10 protein-coding genes and 3 pseudogenes are annotated in these 15,129 nt (G+C 69.7%); 9 read left to right on the plus strand and 4 right to left on the minus strand.

All coding sequences use genetic code 11. The features are described from left to right. Nucleotides 1-38: 38 nt before the first annotated feature. The 4 genes from ACIPJI_RS26655 to ACIPJI_RS26670 all read right to left on the minus strand — a co-directional run bounded on the left by ACIPJI_RS26655 (nucleotide 39) and on the right by ACIPJI_RS26670 (nucleotide 6,626). Nucleotides 39-1,028 (minus strand): helix-turn-helix domain-containing protein, encoded by a 990-nt coding sequence (locus ACIPJI_RS26655; RefSeq protein ID WP_402249309.1) that lies wholly within the window; start codon nucleotides 1,026-1,028, stop codon nucleotides 39-41. A gap of 134 nt (nucleotides 1,029-1,162) precedes the next feature. Beyond that, nucleotides 1,163-4,897, minus strand: a complete 3,735-nt coding sequence (locus tag ACIPJI_RS26660) for a S8 family peptidase (protein WP_402249311.1) — start codon at nucleotides 4,895-4,897, stop codon at nucleotides 1,163-1,165. 461 nt (nucleotides 4,898-5,358) lie between these two features. After that, a complete protein-coding gene (locus tag ACIPJI_RS26665) occupies nucleotides 5,359-5,877 on the minus strand; it encodes a DUF2716 domain-containing protein (protein ID WP_402249313.1) in 519 nt (172 codons plus the stop codon). A gap of 269 nt (nucleotides 5,878-6,146) precedes the next feature. Continuing rightward, nucleotides 6,147-6,626: an SAM-dependent methyltransferase gene (locus ACIPJI_RS26670; protein WP_402249315.1), complete on the minus strand. Its 480-nt coding sequence runs from the start codon at nucleotides 6,624-6,626 to the stop codon at nucleotides 6,147-6,149. A gap of 818 nt (nucleotides 6,627-7,444) precedes the next feature. On the opposite strand from ACIPJI_RS26670, the gene ACIPJI_RS26675 reads away from it, so the two are divergent. The 9 genes and pseudogenes from ACIPJI_RS26675 (at nucleotide 7,445) to ACIPJI_RS26715 (ending at nucleotide 14,628) form a co-directional block, all read left to right on the plus strand. Continuing rightward, nucleotides 7,445-8,935: a UDP-N-acetylmuramoyl-L-alanyl-D-glutamate--2,6-diaminopimelate ligase gene (locus tag ACIPJI_RS26675; protein WP_356620443.1), complete on the plus strand. Its 1,491-nt coding sequence runs from the start codon at nucleotides 7,445-7,447 to the stop codon at nucleotides 8,933-8,935. A 188-nt stretch (nucleotides 8,936-9,123) separates the two neighbouring features. Beyond that, on the plus strand, nucleotides 9,124-9,501 hold the full coding sequence (locus tag ACIPJI_RS26680; protein ID WP_402249317.1) for a phosphotransferase: 378 nt from the start codon (nucleotides 9,124-9,126) through the stop codon (nucleotides 9,499-9,501). Nucleotides 9,502-9,534: 33 nt separating this feature from the next. Continuing rightward, nucleotides 9,535-9,821 (plus strand): annotated as a pseudogene (locus ACIPJI_RS26685) (fumarylacetoacetate hydrolase family protein); the annotation flags it as partial. 33 nt (nucleotides 9,822-9,854) lie between these two features. Next, nucleotides 9,855-11,129, plus strand: a complete 1,275-nt coding sequence (locus tag ACIPJI_RS26690) for an FAD-dependent monooxygenase (RefSeq protein WP_402249319.1) — start codon at nucleotides 9,855-9,857, stop codon at nucleotides 11,127-11,129. Beyond that, nucleotides 11,129-11,657 (plus strand): annotated as a pseudogene (locus ACIPJI_RS26695) (acetyl-coenzyme A synthetase N-terminal domain-containing protein); the annotation flags it as partial. The gene ACIPJI_RS26690 and the pseudogene ACIPJI_RS26695, both read left to right, overlap by 1 nt. A 12-nt stretch (nucleotides 11,658-11,669) precedes the next feature. Beyond that, nucleotides 11,670-11,789 (plus strand): annotated as a pseudogene (locus ACIPJI_RS26700) (invasion protein); the annotation flags it as partial. Nucleotides 11,790-12,657: 868 nt separating this feature from the next. Next, complete coding sequence (locus tag ACIPJI_RS26705; RefSeq protein ID WP_356620442.1) at nucleotides 12,658-13,032, plus strand: STAS domain-containing protein; 375 nt, start codon at nucleotides 12,658-12,660, stop codon at nucleotides 13,030-13,032. A gap of 64 nt (nucleotides 13,033-13,096) precedes the next feature. Then, a complete protein-coding gene (locus tag ACIPJI_RS26710) occupies nucleotides 13,097-13,822 on the plus strand; it encodes an ANTAR domain-containing protein (protein ID WP_356620441.1) in 726 nt (241 codons plus the stop codon). Nucleotides 13,823-13,827: 5 nt separating this feature from the next. Further along, nucleotides 13,828-14,628: a GAF domain-containing protein gene (locus ACIPJI_RS26715; protein WP_402249321.1), complete on the plus strand. Its 801-nt coding sequence runs from the start codon at nucleotides 13,828-13,830 to the stop codon at nucleotides 14,626-14,628. Nucleotides 14,629-15,129: the final 501 nt, after the last annotated feature.

A 15,129-nucleotide genomic window follows, 5' to 3' on the forward strand; every position in this document is an offset into this window, starting at 1 on the left:
TCCCGGCGGACCGCACCGGGGCAGGTGGCTGTCCTCGTTCACAGGGGCTCCGTCCAGCCGTTCCGCACAGCGTGGGCGCCGAGCTGAATCCGGGTCCGGACTCCGGCCATGTCCATGAGATGACGCAGGCGCCGGTGCAGCGTGCGCGGTGACAGACCGAGTTGCGTCGCGGCCGTCAGGTCCGTGAGACCGGCCAGGAGCAGCGCGAGGATCCTGCGGTCGAGCTCGGTCGGGCCTTGCGGACCGAACTCGACGGTGGGTGGGGAGCCCGCGGGGCCCGACAACTCGAGCGGGTGGGCCGTGCGCCATACCGTCTCGAACAGCGCGTCCAGCGCGTCCAGCAGGCCGCTGCGGTGCAGCAGCACGGCGCCTGGCTCTCCGGCCGGTGTGACCGCGAGCGGGACAAGGCCCAGGTCGGCGTCGGCCAGCACCAGTTTCATGGGGAGATGGTCGGCGACGCGCAGTTGCACGCCGTTGCGCTGGGAATCGACAGCGTCCTGGACGATGCCAGGCTCTGCCAGCACGGCGCGGTCCAGTACCGCGCGGAAGAGCACTCCGCGGTCGAGGGCCATGGGCTCGGCCGTGTTCTCGTCGGGAGGCAGGGCGACGAACGGTGCGGTGATGAAGGAGCGGACCTGTGTCCGGGCCGCCTGCTGCACCTGGAGAAATCGATGACGGATGGCGTCGGCGCCCGTGACGACCTCGATCAGATCGGTGATGCTGCTGCCGGTCATCGCGGCGCGGTGTTCCTCGGCGAAGGTCACCAGTGCCTGTTCGGCCCTACGCAGTCCGTCCCGGCGCTGGCTGATGAGAGCACCGAGTGCCATCGCCGGCGGCGCGGCGGTGAACCGCTCGTCCGCCGACCTGGTCACCAGCCCCCACTCGACCAGGCGGCACAGCGCCTTGTCGACGTGGGCCTGCGACACGGCGACCACCTCCGAGAGATGGACCGCGGTGGAGTTCGGCTGTCCGAGCAGCGTCCGGTAGACGCGCTCGTCATCGGGTTCGAGGCCCAGAACATCCAGCATCGGCGACCGACTCTCTTCCGCTTGCCGCAGCGGGGAGAGTATGCGCCATGGCAGCAGATCTCGAACAGTCCCTGCTGGGAGCGGGTGCGGGGGGAGCCCCGGGGAGTCGCCTCCCCGGGGCCCGACAGTGCGGCTCATCGCAGGCCGTACGCCCGGATGATCTCGTTCTTGACGCTGTATCCGCTGTCCGTCCCGGCGCTCGCACGGACCGAGAGGAAGCCACCGGGCTTCTTGGCCGTCCTGAACGAACCCGTCCAGTAGCCGTCGGCGCCCTTGGTCAGGGTCACCTTCTGCCAGGTGGCGCCGTCGTCGTACGAGACGTCCAGCGTCACCGTGGTGACGGTGCCCGGCACGGTGCCGAGGTCCATCGACACCGGCTTGAGCGCGAGCTGCTGGGTCGCGTTGGCCCTGACGTCACCGTGCAGGTCCGTCTCCAGCTTGTAGTCCAGGTTCAGCACCGAGAATCGCTCGAAGAAGTCGGAGTCGACGGTGTCGGACATGAAGGTCCACTCGCTGTGGGTGCGGGTCGACAGCCGGAAGACGTCACCGGGCCGCTCCACGTCCAGGACGGCGCGGTAGGGGAGCTTGCCCGCCGGCACCGCCACCCACTGCATGTCGCCGCCGACCGGGTTGTTGTGGATCAGCTTGTCGCCCTGGAAGATCCGCAGGTGGGACGGTGTCTCACCCCACGGCAGGTAGCCGCCGAGACGCATGGTGTCGCTTGCGGAGGCCCACGCCTGCACGTTCCAGGTCATGTAGTTCTGCCAACGGGAGTTGTACACCCCGAAGGACTCGCTCTGGGCGGGCCGGGTCGCCGGGGAGAACCAGTCCAGCCGGGTGGTGCTGCCCTTGGTGTACGTGTTGTCGCCCGACACCATCGACCATGGCAGGGGCCCGTCGACGCCCTGCGTGTGGAACTCCCTCCAGACCTGGCCGGGAGTCACCCACTCGGTGCGGGTGCCCGGGTGCCACTCGCGGTCGGGGAAGTTGAACGACGGGCTGAGGGTGAAGTCGGACCGGTAGCCTTCCGCCGAACGGCCGCCGGCGGCGGCGTAGTAGCGGGCTTCGACGCGGGCGAGGTCGCCCTGGGTGGGCTTGTAGACCAGGGCCCGGTCCGGCACCTGGCCGGGGTACTCGCGGGTCAGGTCGTAGACGAACGGCGTGTGCTCGGTCTGCTTCACGGTCAGCTTGAGGTTGCCGGCCTTGGCCATCGAGATGAGGGCCTTGCCCGCGTCGCGGTGCACGGTGGCGACGGGAACGGTCGACTCGCCGACGTACTCCATCAGGGCCCCGACCCCGTCGTTGACCACGATCAGCGCCTTCGCGCCGGCCGCGACCGCGGCCTCTGCGCGCTCCTGCGGGGAGACCTGGTCGCTGCGCCCGACAACGACGACCTTGCCCTTGGCCCTGACCTTCTCGTACGCGGCCGCCGCGCCGTCGCCCGCGTAGACGGCCTCCAGTCTGTCCGTGGTGGTGCCCAGCGCGCTGCCCGCCTGCACGAGCGTCTCGAACCGGAACCGACCGTCCAACGAGCTCAGGCTGAGCTGCGGCTCGCCCTTGCGCCAGCGGGTGGTCAGCATGAACTCGCCCTGCTTCATGGGCGCCGTCGGTGCCACGTAGACGTCGTCGTACGTCGGCGGCAGCACGTACGCGCTGCGGTAGTCCATGTACGGGTCGAGGCCCTCGTAGTGGACGTTGAAGTCGACCTTGCGCTGACGGTCCTCGGTGCGCTGCGGCGCCTCGGTCTGCAGCAGGCGTGCCTTGCTCGCGTCCAGCACCACATCGGCGGAGCCGTCCTTGAGCACGGTCTCCGGGTCGACCAGCACGGCGAGACCTGAGCGGTCCGCCTTCTCGCCCGCCACGTCGAGGTACCCCGCGACGGTGTAGAGGCCGGGCGCCATGCGCATGGTCGTCGAGCCGGCGACGTAGAGCGACCACGGCCAGAGGTCGCCGGCCAGGTTGACCGAGACCCAGCCGGCGGCGGGCTTACCGTCCTTGCCGACCAGCTTGATGTTCAGGTCGTAGCGCTCCTCCTCCTTGAGCAGCGCCAGGGACGTGCGGGTCGCGTGCTTGCCGGTCGCCGCGTCGGTGGCTGTCACGTATCCGACGTGCCGACCCGCCGAGGCGGTCCGCGGGTCGCCGGTCACGGGAACGGCGGCCGTGCCGCCCGCAGGGACGGTCACCGTGGCGGCGCCCAGCGTGAACGGGCCGTCGGTGTTGCTCAGCGCCAGGTTCAAAGTGACGTCGGCAAAACCGGTGTTGGTGAAGGTCAGGTCCTTCGTGACGGCGACGTCGCTCGGCTCGTGCGGCCATGTGTGGTTGCCGAAGAAGAGCGATCCGGTGCCTCGGACGGTGGTGCGCACGGCCGTGGCCACATCGAGACGGCCGGTGCCGACCTCGTACGGCGAGTATCCGCCGTCCAGGCCCTTCGCGGTGCTCGTCAGATGCTCCTTGAGCTGCGCGCCGGTCCAGTCCGGATGCTGCTGGGCCAGGATCGCCGCCGCACCGGCCACGTGCGGGGTGGCCATCGAGGTACCGCTGATGGTGCGGTAGAGGCCCTCACCACCGCCGGTCATCTCCTGAGACCGGGCCGCGGTGATGTCCACGCCCGGCGCCGCGATGTCCGGCTTCATGCCGCCGGAGTGGGCGAGCGGGCCGGTGCTGGAGAAGGACGCGAGCCGGTCCTGCTTGTCCGTGGCCGCCACGGTCAGCGCCGCGGCGGCCGCACCCGGGGCGGAGATGCTCTCCGGGCCCGAGTTGCCGGCGGCTATGACGAACAGAGTGCCGTACTGCGCGGAGAGCGCGTCGACCGTCTGCGACATCGGATCGCTGCCGTCCGTGGGATAGGAGTCGCCGAGGCTCATGTTGACGACGTCCGCACCGGACTCGGCGGCCCACTGCATGCCGGCCATGACCCAGGAGTCCTGGCCGTAGCCCTCCGCGCCGCCGAGTACCTTGCCGACGTACAGGTCGGCGCCGGGGGCGACGCCCTTGTTCTCGCCACCCGAGGCGGTGCCCGAACCGACGATCGTGCCGGCCACATGCGTGCCGTGCCCGTTGACGTCGTCGACGGCCTCACCCGGCACGAAGCTCGCCGTGCCGTCGATCAGGCCGGCGAAGTCGGGATGGTCGGCGTCGATGCCGGTGTCGAGCACCGCGACCTTGACGCCCTTGCCGGTGTAGCCGGCCGCCCATGCCTCGCCCGCGCCGATCAGCGGCACGCTCTCCTTGAGGCTGGCCTTGACGCGACCGTCGAGCCACAGCTTGTCGACACCCGCGCCCAGCGTGGCGCTGCCTTGCGGCGCGACGGAGGTCCAGAAGGTGCGGGCCTGCCGCTTCTCGGTGCTGAGCACCGCGCCGCGGATGCCCTTGAGCTTGCGGGTCAGCTTGCTGCCGCGGGGGGCCGTCGGCTCAGCGGCGGCGCGGGACTTCGGCTCGGCGTAGGTCGCGATCAGCGGTACGGCGGCCGACTTCGCGTCGTCGTACCCCATCTCGATCAGGTCGGTGACGTTGAACAGCCGCCGGTCCAGTTTGTCCGTTCCCAGCAGCGGCACCGCTTCGTCCGGGATGGCGAACAAGTCGCCCTTGATCTCCTGGAGTTTGACGCCGCCGACGGCGCTGTCCGGCCGGTCGACCTCGACGGTCTGCTTGCCGTCGGCGGTCGTGGTGACCGTGACGACGTCGCCGGTGACAAGGGTGACCTTGTGGGTCCCCGAGGGCTTGGCGGTGACGGTGGGCTTGATCGGGGCGGCTTGTGCGGGTGCCTGCAGAACGGCGAGACCCGAGGCCAACAGCGGCACCGCGGTGGCTGCTGTGAACAGCCGCCGGCGTCTGCGCCGGAAGGCGGAAGCTTGGGAGGGGGAGTGCATGCCATGGGTCTATCGACCGGTGACTGCCGGCGTGAAGGCCTCATGATGGCAAGTCCTCGCCATGGCAGATGCTTGTCAGCCGGGAACCGCGCATTCCGGTCGGAAGGACGCCGTACGGACGCGGGTTGGGCCCCGTCTCGTCGACGTGCTCCCGGGGACGACGGGGTCAGATCGGCGCAGGGGCCGCCGAAGAACGAGCGAACTGCTCATCACCCTGCGTGCGAGAGACCGTGTGAGGAGCCTGCTGGACGTCATGCCTGATGACTTCACTCCTCTGCCAGGAGTGACCTCGCCTGACAAGGCATGCAGCTCAGCGGACTCTTGGACCGCGCGCCGAGTGTCAGGGAACGGCTGATGTGGGCGGCGACGGGGCCGGCCTCTCCTGCCCCGCACCGGTGGACGCGCCTCCTTCGCCCTGCTGAGGGCACGCATTCTCACGAGACCCTGAGCCGAAACCGAGCTCAGGCGGGGCCCACTGCCTTGCCGGACCTGCGGATCGGTGAGCCAAGGACCTTGTCGACCTCCGCGGACACGGTGTCGAGGAGTTCCTCACCGAACAGGCAGAGGGACTCTTCCCAAGGGTGCCCAAAACTGCCGTAGCGGAAGTCTTCCGAGAGATAGATGTGGTAATCCCCGTCGGGGTACGGGCTCAGAGGCCAGGCCGGCCGCCCAGGACCACCAGCCTCCTGCGGTGCGAAGCGATACGACGTGTGCTGCCAGTCGAGCGCGAGAAGCGTGCCCTGCGGGCCGACGCAGGAGGCCAGCCCCTGCTCGACCACGTCGACCATGCGGTCCAGGCACTCGTAACCCGGATCGTCGTCAAGCGCAGTAAGGCTCCAGGTGACCGACGCGACAGGCTCCTTGATGGAAGGCCACTTGAACGAACTCATACTGGGACGGAAGTTGAAGTCCTCGTAGAAGCGGTCCCAGACGCGTCGGTACTCAGCCTCTGGCAGCGCGGCCACGGGATGCTTCATCATGGCGCGATCCTATCGAGTCGCCTGAGTGAGGATCGGAGCGAATCAGCCTTCGGCACTCGCTCCGTCAACGTGGCTGAACGCAGGCACTGCCGCCGACCACGGTCGCCGAGGAGCCCGCAACAGCGTGGAGTTGCTGCTGCGTCGATATGCCACGTACCTCAACGTCCGTCAGGAAGTGGCGAATCGGCCCAACAAGGAGCTGCTCCGCGAGTACGAGCGATGTCGCACGCGCGCCTGATAGAGGCAGGAGGACGACAGCGGGCGCTGCGTCAGTAGTACTGGCGCATGATCTCGGTGGCCCAGGCGGGCTGGGTGGTGGCGCCGAGGGGGCCGAATTCGACCATGTAGGGCTTGATGTCGAGTACGGGCGTACCGTCGACCGCGTCCAGGCCCTGCACGTGGACCTCGAGTCCATCGACGCGCAACAGGCGACAGCGCGAGACACCAAGACGGTTGGGACGGTTCTTGCCGCGCTGGGCGAAGATGCCCACCAGCGGCCAGTCGGTGTTGCCGCGTGGGTGCCGGGCCCCTGTTTCCACCTTCTCCACCGGGACCCGGTCGAAGTGGTAGACGACCTCCACATGGGAGAAGGAGTCCAGGCCGGCGAGTGCGTCAGGCCCGAATCGCTCGTCCAGCCGGATCACCGCGGACACCTCCCCCCATTCGTCGTCGCGGACCTCGGCCCGTCCGCCGACCACCCAGGCGACCGGATCCGAGATCACCTCAACCGGGTTGCTGCTCTCCGACATGTGCTGCGCCTTTCACAGGAAGCGAGCAATCATGGTCCACCGTACGTCGGGCGCGGGACTCTGCGACCGGGTGCCACCGCATTCGGAGACAGGTCGAGGGCATCACGGCCGGGCCGCTGGTGAAGAAGATCGACGACCTGCACGGCGACATAGGGGACGAGCCGAGGCCCCCGGATCTCGGGCGCCCAAGTGGACGAGATCCTGCACGAGGTTTACCAGGGCCCGGCCTGGACGCACTGGCAGAAGCAGAACCGCCTGGACCGGGAGCAGCGGGTCGCCGGTTCTCCGTGACGGCGCGAGGTCGTCGAGGTGGGGTTCGGGGCCGTCGTCGGGGCACCGTCGTGGACGTGGACGTGGACCAGGATGCCGCCGTCACCCGGCAGTCGCTGGGCCTGCCAGCCCCAGCGTGCGTCGGGCCGGCGGCGCGGAGCGCCACCGTCAGGGCACACCGTCGCCGTATGGTCGGGGCGAAGCAGGGCGGGGTCGGCCCCCGGTGGACGTACACTCCACCCATGCGTTGCACACATGCGGTGAGGAAGGGCCTGCGACAGGCACCTCGCGCGCTGTGCACCACCGGCCCCGGGGCCCGCTGCCGCGCTTTGCACGGCCACGGCTGACCTGCTCGACGGGCACTTTCCCCCTTCCGCCCCGCCCGCGGAGCCCTTTCCGCGCAGCCGGGGCTTCTTTCCGGTTTCCGGAACACCGCTCCACTGATCTGTCTGCTGAGCACCACCCCAGCGACTCCTCGGCGTGCCGTCCGGCATCGCCCTCGGTGACGGCCGGACCACCGGCCCAGTCGCACCCTCGAAAGGACCCCTGTGAAGTTGAGCGAGTTGCTGGCCGGGCACGACCATGAGGTTCTACTGGGTGATCCGGAGACGAGGATCACCGCGGGAACGTGCTTCGACGCCGACCGCGTCTCGCCGGGTTCGCTGTTCATCGCGGTGCCCGGTCACTTCGAGGGCGGCCCCGAGCTCGTCGGCCCGGCTCTGGCACGTGGCGCGGTCGCGGTGCTCGTCGACGACGCGGCGCCCGATCTCGCGGCAGGGATCGTGTCGTCGACCGCCGGAGTGTGTGTCGTACGGGTCCCTGACACGCGCAAGGCGGCCGCGGTGGTCACCTCCCGCTACTACGGCGAGCCCGGGCGGGAGATGGACATGGTGGCCGTCACGGGCACCAACGGGAAGACCTCGGTGTCGTACATGTTCGAGTCCGTGCTCCGGATCGCCGAGGGCGCACGAGTGGGGGTCATCGGGACGGCCGGCAGCCGGATCGGCGACGAAGTGATCCCGATGCCGAGATCGGTGCTGAGTACGCCGGAGTCGCCGGACTTCCAGTACCTGCTGGGGTGCATGCGCGACCGCGAGGTGAGCACCGTGGTCCTGGAGGCCACGTCGATGGGCCTGTTGACCCACCGGGTGGACCGCGCGTTCCTTGACGTGGGGATCTTCACCAACCTCACGCAGGACCACCTGGACGATCACGGGACCATGGAGAACTACCGGGACGCCAAGCTGCGCCTGTTCCAGGGATTGTGCCGGCGCGCGGTGGTCAACGCGGACGACCCTGTGGGAGCCGGGATCCGGGCGATGATGCCGGGCGCGGTCACGACGTACGCGCTCGACGCAGAGGCCGACTACCGCGCGACCGACCTCAGCATGGACGCGCTCGGTACTCGCTTCACCCTCCACCACGCCGGACGCAAGTACCCCGCTGCGATCCCCGTCCCCGGGCGGTTCTCGGTGGCCAACGCGCTGGCCGCCGTGGCGGCCTGCCATGTCCTTGGGCACGACCTGACAGGACTGGTCACCGCGCTCGACCGGATGCCCCCGGTCCCGGGGCGCTTCGAACGCTTCAAGACTCCCCGCGGCACAACCGTGATCGTGGACTACGCACACTCTCCCGACTCCCTGGACAAGGTGCTCACGGCCATCCGGGGCTTCGCCACCGGCCGGGTCATCACCGTCTTCGGCTGCGGAGGCGACCGGGACGTCACCAAGCGCGCGCGGATGGGGGAGATCGCCGGAACTCTCTCCGACCTGTGCGTCCTCACCTCGGACAACCCGCGGAACGAAGACCCCGAGAAGATCCTGGACCAGATCACGCCGGGGCTCACGGCGACCGGGACCCGGTTCGAGCGGTTCGCCGACCGCCGCCGGGCGATCGACTTCGCGCTGTCCGCCGCGGAAGGGGACGACATCGTCCTGGTCGCGGGGAAGGGCAGCGAGCCGTACCAGATCATCGGCGAACAGCTGCTCCCCTTCAGCGACATGGCGACGGTGCGCGAACTCGCCGCCTTGCGGGGCTAGTGCCGGATCAGGCAACGTTCGCCCTGCTCGCGCGAGCTGGGCCGTCAAGACAGACTGCGCCGCATGGAGTTGATCGCGCAGGGCCGGGATGCTGATGTGTATGCCCTGGATGAGTCCAGGGTGCTGCGGCGATACCGGCACGGGGGGCCCACCGGTCTGGAGTCACGCTTGATGACGCACCTTGCGGCATGCGGGTATCCGGTGCCACGGGTGTACGAGATCACAATGTCATTCTGACCCGGCGAGGCCCGGTAGTGACCGACTGGTGCAATGCGGGCGCTGGTGATCCAGCTGCCGATGTGGCGATGACCATGGTGACCGTGAGCAGTGCGGACGTGCCGGGACTCGCCGCCCGCCTCGGGCGGGAGCTGTTGCTGCGCGGTATACGCGGCGGCTGCCGGACCGACCCGGCGGGACGCATTCAGGAAGCGGTCAGGGCGAAGCTGGACGACCCGAATCCCTCGCCGGTCCACTGGCCATGTACCGGGCGGCCGGTGAAGGGCACGACGGCCCGCAGGCGGCCTATGCGGCATGACCTGGCCCCCCATCCACGGAAAACCCGCTGATGGGCGCCTATTTTGTGCCAACCCTGACTTGGTCGTCCGGCGCAGGCGCTGACCCTGTTGGCCCGGTTCCAGACCTGGACCCCGGTGACCTGCTGCTGACCGGCACCCTCGGCGGTACGGCCCTCAAGGCGCCGTCCAAACCGGTCGAGAAGATCGGCTCGCTCCTGCCGCCCGCCGGGAAGTGGAAGGCGTTCTTCAAGAGCCAGGCGAAGAATCCGCGCTACCTGCGGCAGGGCGATGTGGTGACCGCGACGATCGCCACACCGGACGGGCGCATCGACTCCGGCGAGCAGCGCACCCCCGTGGCCGACTCGAGCTGACCGACGCGAACCGAGACCCGAAGTGAGCCGCACATGACCGTCGACCAGGCCGCCGGACCCCTGGAGACCATGCGGGTCGTCGGCGTCGAGGAGGACGCCGGCGGGCCGGTCCGTGTGACGTACCGGGACGACGAGGGCGATCACCTCCTGCGGGCGGACGCGGTCCTCGGCTGCGACGGCGCCAACAGCGTGACCCGCGACGCCATCGGCGCGGTGTGGGAGGACCTGCGTTTCGAGGAACGCTGGACCGCCATCGACGTGCGCACCAGCCTCCCGGTCCGCAGCTGGGAGGGCGTCGATCAGGTCTGCGACCCGAACCGGCCGGCGACCTTCATGCGTATCGACGAGGACCGCTACCGGTGGGAGTTCCGGCTGCTGGACGCGTCGGAACTCGATCACGAGCGGTTGCGCGCGCTGATCGCCCCGTGGGATGACCTCGCACACGGCACCGACTTCGACGTGGTGCGACAGGCGCAGTACACCTTCCGGGCCAGCATCGCCGACCGGTGGCAGCGCGGCCGGGTGTTCCTCCTCGGCGATGCCGCGCACCTCACCCCGCCGTTCGTCGGGCAGGGACTGTGTGCCGGACTGCGCGACGCCTGCAACGTCACATGGAAGCTGGCGCGTGTCCTCCGGCAGGGCGCGGACGAAAGGCTGTTGGAGACCTACGAGAGCGAACGCAAACCGCACGCCCGGCATGTGATCCGCCTCGCGGTCGGGATGGGCTGGGCCATGACCGGCGGCCAGGACGGCGCCGCCGCCGTCCGGCGCAGAGTCCTCGGCGCGGCCTGCCGCATCCCCGGCCTCACTACGGCGGCGGGGCGCGACCTCAGTCCGGCCCTGGCCGCGGGTCCGCTCGTACGGCGTCGTGCCCTCCCCCACAGCGCGCCGAGTGGGCGTGGGAGGTTCCCCCTGGGCGGGCGCGGTCTCGTGGGCCGCTCCTGCCCGCAGCCGTGGGTAACCATCGACGGGCGGCGCGCCCGCCCCGACGACGTGCTCGGCGACTCCTTCGCCGTCCTGACCGCCGCTCCTCTTTCACCTTCGCTGACAGCGCTCGCCCACGGGCTCGGCGCGCGCGTCATCCCTGTGACCGGCCTCGGCGACGACGGCCACCTGGCCGACTGGCTGCGTGAGGGACGGGCGGAAGCGGTGCTGCTGCGCCCCGACCGTGTCGTCGCGGACGTCGTCCCATCCGGGGGCCGCGACTTCACGGACACCGCCGGCTGGGCATCCCTGCTGCACACCACACGAAACTCCCTCCCTTCCCGACGGACCGTCGAGAGAGCGCTGTTGAGGAGCACGACGTGATGAACACGCCGTATCCGACCCCCTTCTTCACTCCCGAGCCGGAGGCCGCAGGCGCCAGTCGCATCGTCGACTTCGCCCGGTGGGCAGCAGCCACGCAACGGGGCGGCAAGACGGTCGAGGATCCCACCGACTACACCGCCCCGCACCGCTGGTCCGTCACCGACCTCGAAGGGTTCTGGGGCCGCGGTCTGGGCGTACTTCGACATCGGAGCATCGACCCCGTACGAGCGGGTATTGGCCGAGGAGACCATGCCCGGCGCCCGCTGGTTTCCCGGCGCCACCCTCAACTACGCCCACCACGCCCTGCGCAACCTCGCCGACGAGGACATGGCGATCGTCGCGCTCGACGAGACCGGCTCCGGATACGAAGTGACCGGCGAGCAGTTGCGCGCCCAGGTCGCCTCCGTCGCCGCCACCCTGCGCGACCTCGGTGTGGGGACGGGCGACCGGGTCGTCGGCTACCTCCCCAACACCCCGCAGCTGCTGGTGGGACTGGCCGCACCCGCCCTCGGTACGGTCGCCGCGGTCGGGCTGGCGCTGCTGATGACCGGGGCCGCGGTGGTTCACCTGCGCCACGGCGATCCGCCCGTACGAGCCCTGCCTGCCGCCGCACTGGCCTGGGCGGCGCCGGCGTACGTCGCTGTGTCGGCGGCCGCTTGACCCCGGGCCGCACACGGCGCGTCGGTGCCAAAAAGGCCACCCCGCCGAAATGAGTCGGGGTGGCCTTCGGCTGTTCCCTGAGATCAGGGCCGAGGCAGGGGCGCTATCCGTAACCTCCGGACAGGGCTACGGTGTTGAGTGAGGCCCTGGTCCCCGGCAGCAATGTTCTGTTGTGCTCCGGGAAGGTTGGCCATGTCCGTCCTACTTCTCATCCTCCTCGTGGCCCTGTTCGGCCTCGGCTTCCTCAGCCCCGTCTGGTGGGTGGCCGCAGCCGTTCTCATCTTCGGTCTCGTGCACTCCGGCCGAGGAGGCGCCAGGGGTGGGTCCCGCGGCGGCGATTCCGGGTACCAGGGATACCAGGACTACCGGGCTTACAGGGATCGTCTGGACCGGTGGGACCGCCGGTACAGGCGACAGCGCCCGAGCCACTGGAACCGTCAGGACCGTCGGGACCGCGAGCGTCACGAGTGACCGATGGGGCACCGGCGAAAAGAGGGCCTGTGAAGCCGGCCGCCGGAGCAAGGTGCCGCGGGGTCGCTGGAAGGCTGTGGCCGAGGAACGGCTGCCGGGCCGTGGACGCGAGGGGCTATGCTGCGACGGACGTCCCAGACCTCGGCGTGGCCCATTGCTGTTGTCGTGCTGGTGCCTGCGGGGAGCGGACAGGACGTCCCGATCCTCAGGCCCGCATTCGAGGCGAAGTGGTCGGGTTCACGGCCCTGCAACAGGGTTGCCATCCGTCGCTCCCGCCTGACCTGTAAAGGCGTCCGACCACGCGGAATGACGTGCCAGACGGGCCGAAATTCCAGGCCCGCCCGGCGCTGCACCCGGTGGTCACAAGAACTGAGGCACTATGCCTGTTCTCTCAAGCTTGAGCATCCACCGTCGCGACCGGGGAAGCCACGCGACCATCGCCCTGGCGGGTGAACTCGACCTGGAGACGGCGCACTCCGTGCGCGGGGTGATCGAAGACTGCCTGGGGGACGGAATCCGTACGGTCGACATCGACTTGACCCTCCTCACCTTCTGCGATGTCAGCGGCCTCAATGCCTTCCTCGTCGCATCTCGGCTCACCACCACGGCCGGAGGGTCTCTGTGTCTGCGCCACCCGAATCCGATGCTGACCCGCCTCCTGGATCTGACCGCCACCGGCTTCCTCCTCGACGAACGGCCCTTGGCGTCCGCGTCGCGTGCCGCCGTCGCGGACGACCTGGCCGCCGGGCGTCCCACATCGCTGGCCTCGTGACCGGGCCGGGAAGCATGACCAAGAGCCCGCTCGGCGCCGGCGGCACGGGGCAAGGTGGTGGTGGGTGATCAGTGACCGCATGGTCGGGGTTCTGCGTCTGCTGCAGTCCGACGACGGCTTCGGCCAGATCGCCGACGTCACCGCGGTCGGCGCCGCCGCGTTGGGCGTGGACGGTCTCGCGGTCTGCCTGGTCACCGAGGGCGACCTCACCGAGCTCCTGTGGTGCTCGGACGCCACGACACGCCGCTTCGAGGACCTTCAGCTCACCCTCGGGGAGGGCCCCGGGCCCGACGCGGCCCGTACCGGCGCGATGGTGTGGGTGCCCGACCTGGTCGGCGTTCGCCTTGCCCGCTGGCCCGCGCTGGCCATGGAGGCCCCCGCCCTGCCGGCCCGGGCGGTCTTCTGTTTCCCCATGGGGATCGGCGCGATCCGCACAGGTGTCCTGACCGCCGTACGCCGCACCCCGGGCCCGCTGACCGCGCAGCAGGCGGACGACGCGCTGATCCTGGCCGACGCGCTCACCGCCCGGTGCCTGGGCATCGGCGAGTCACGCGTTGCCGGGCCGACCCCCGCCGACTCCCCGCCCACGCTGCAGCACGCCGTGATCCACCAGGCGACGGGCATGGTCAGCGTCCAACTCTCCCTGCCCCTGCCCCAAGCCCTGCTGCGGCTGCGTGCGCATGCCTACAGCAGTGGGCGCTCCCTCACCGACATCTCCCAGGACGTGGTGGACCGGCGGCTTCGCCTGGACCACAACGGCAGGCCCCCGACCGTCGAGGACAAGGACTGATCGACATGCCCCGCGAACAACGGCTCACCGAGGTCTTCGTGGAAGTCGCAGACTCCCTGACGGACGACTTCGACCTGATCGACTTCCTCCAGCAGCTCTCGGTGCGCTGCATGGAACTGCTGGACGTGGCGGCGGTCGGCATCCTGCTGGCCGACCAGCACGACGTCCTGCAGACCATCGCCGCCTCCGACGAACATACCCGGCTGCTGGAACTCTTCGCCCTGCAGCACGACCAAGGCCCCTGCGTGGACTGCTACAAGAGCGGTCAGGCCCGCACCAACATCAACCTCATCGATCCGAAGACCACGAAGAGCTGGCCGCAGTTCGCCACCCGTGCTCACGAGACCGGATTCGTGGCCACCAACGCACTACCGCTACGACTGCGCGGCCGCGTCATCGGCGCACTCGCCCTGTTCCAGACCGACCCCGCTCCCCTCAGTGATCAGGACATCACCCTCGCTCAGGCACTGGCCGACATCGCGACCATCGCCATCCTGCAGCAGCGCACCCTGGACCACAGTCACATCGAGCGTGCCCAACTCCAGTACGCCCTCACCAGCCGCATCGTCCTGGAACAGGTCAAGGGCATCCTCGCGGAACGCTGGCACATCTCACTCGACGACGCGTTCACCGCCTTCCGCTCCTACGCCCGCGCCCACCAACGTCAGCTCGCACAGCTCGCCCGCGAGATCGCCGACGGCGACTTCGACACCGACCTGATCCCCCACCCGGCCACTCGCCACCCGAGCGGTGACCCTACGGCCCCCGGTGTCGTCAGCCGGTACCCGGAACGTCCGCTGCCATAGAGGTCTCGGCGCCGGCTCCGCCCACCGCTGCCTGTCGGGTCCGGAGCGACGGGCAGCGACTTCCAGAAGTCCGCGCTCCAGTCTTTCGGCGTCTCCTCGAGCGCCCGTTTCCATGGCGACCACGGCCTCGGCGAGGCTTCGGAAGACCCGGGTGCGTGGCCCAGGCCCGTTGCCCCCACGGGCCGATGGCTCACGCCTCTGGCGCTCGCAAGTCGGCACGGTGCCTCCGAATCATGCCCGACAGTGCAACTCGGACAGCCTCCATGACGGCCTCGTCGCAGCTGTCGCGGAGGCTCCCCACCGGCCACCCCGCTTCGGCGTCCGGTCAGGGAGCAACGGCTCGATCCGCGCCCACTGCGCGTCAGTCCACGACACCCGAACCAACGATCAGATGATCCGAACAAGACGGCCCTAGGGGTGTGACCGAGGTACGCGCCAAAGGGGCAACGAGATGATCTTGCGGCCCTGAGCGCTCGGCCCCCGTATTTCAGAGGGACACGC

Origin of the sequence: Streptomyces sp. NPDC086835 (genome assembly GCF_044745705.1) — a bacterium.
Lineage (GTDB): Bacteria > Actinomycetota > Actinomycetes > Streptomycetales > Streptomycetaceae > Streptomyces.

Bases quoted from the DNA above. Each gene is read 5' to 3' on its own strand.
- ACIPJI_RS26655 (WP_402249309.1), bottom strand. From the start codon at position 1,028: ATGCTGGATGTTCTGGGCCTCGAACCCGATGACGAGCGCGTCTACCGG.
- ACIPJI_RS26660 (WP_402249311.1), bottom strand. From the start codon at position 4,897: ATGCACTCCCCCTCCCAAGCTTCCGCCTTCCGGCGCAGACGCCGGCGG.
- ACIPJI_RS26665 (WP_402249313.1), bottom strand. From the start codon at position 5,877: ATGATGAAGCATCCCGTGGCCGCGCTGCCAGAGGCTGAGTACCGACGC.
- ACIPJI_RS26670 (WP_402249315.1), bottom strand. From the start codon at position 6,626: ATGTCGGAGAGCAGCAACCCGGTTGAGGTGATCTCGGATCCGGTCGCC.
- ACIPJI_RS26680 (WP_402249317.1), top strand. From the start codon at position 9,124: ATGCGGGTATCCGGTGCCACGGGTGTACGAGATCACAATGTCATTCTG.
- ACIPJI_RS26690 (WP_402249319.1), top strand. From the start codon at position 9,855: ATGACCGTCGACCAGGCCGCCGGACCCCTGGAGACCATGCGGGTCGTC.
- ACIPJI_RS26715 (WP_402249321.1), top strand. From the start codon at position 13,828: ATGCCCCGCGAACAACGGCTCACCGAGGTCTTCGTGGAAGTCGCAGAC.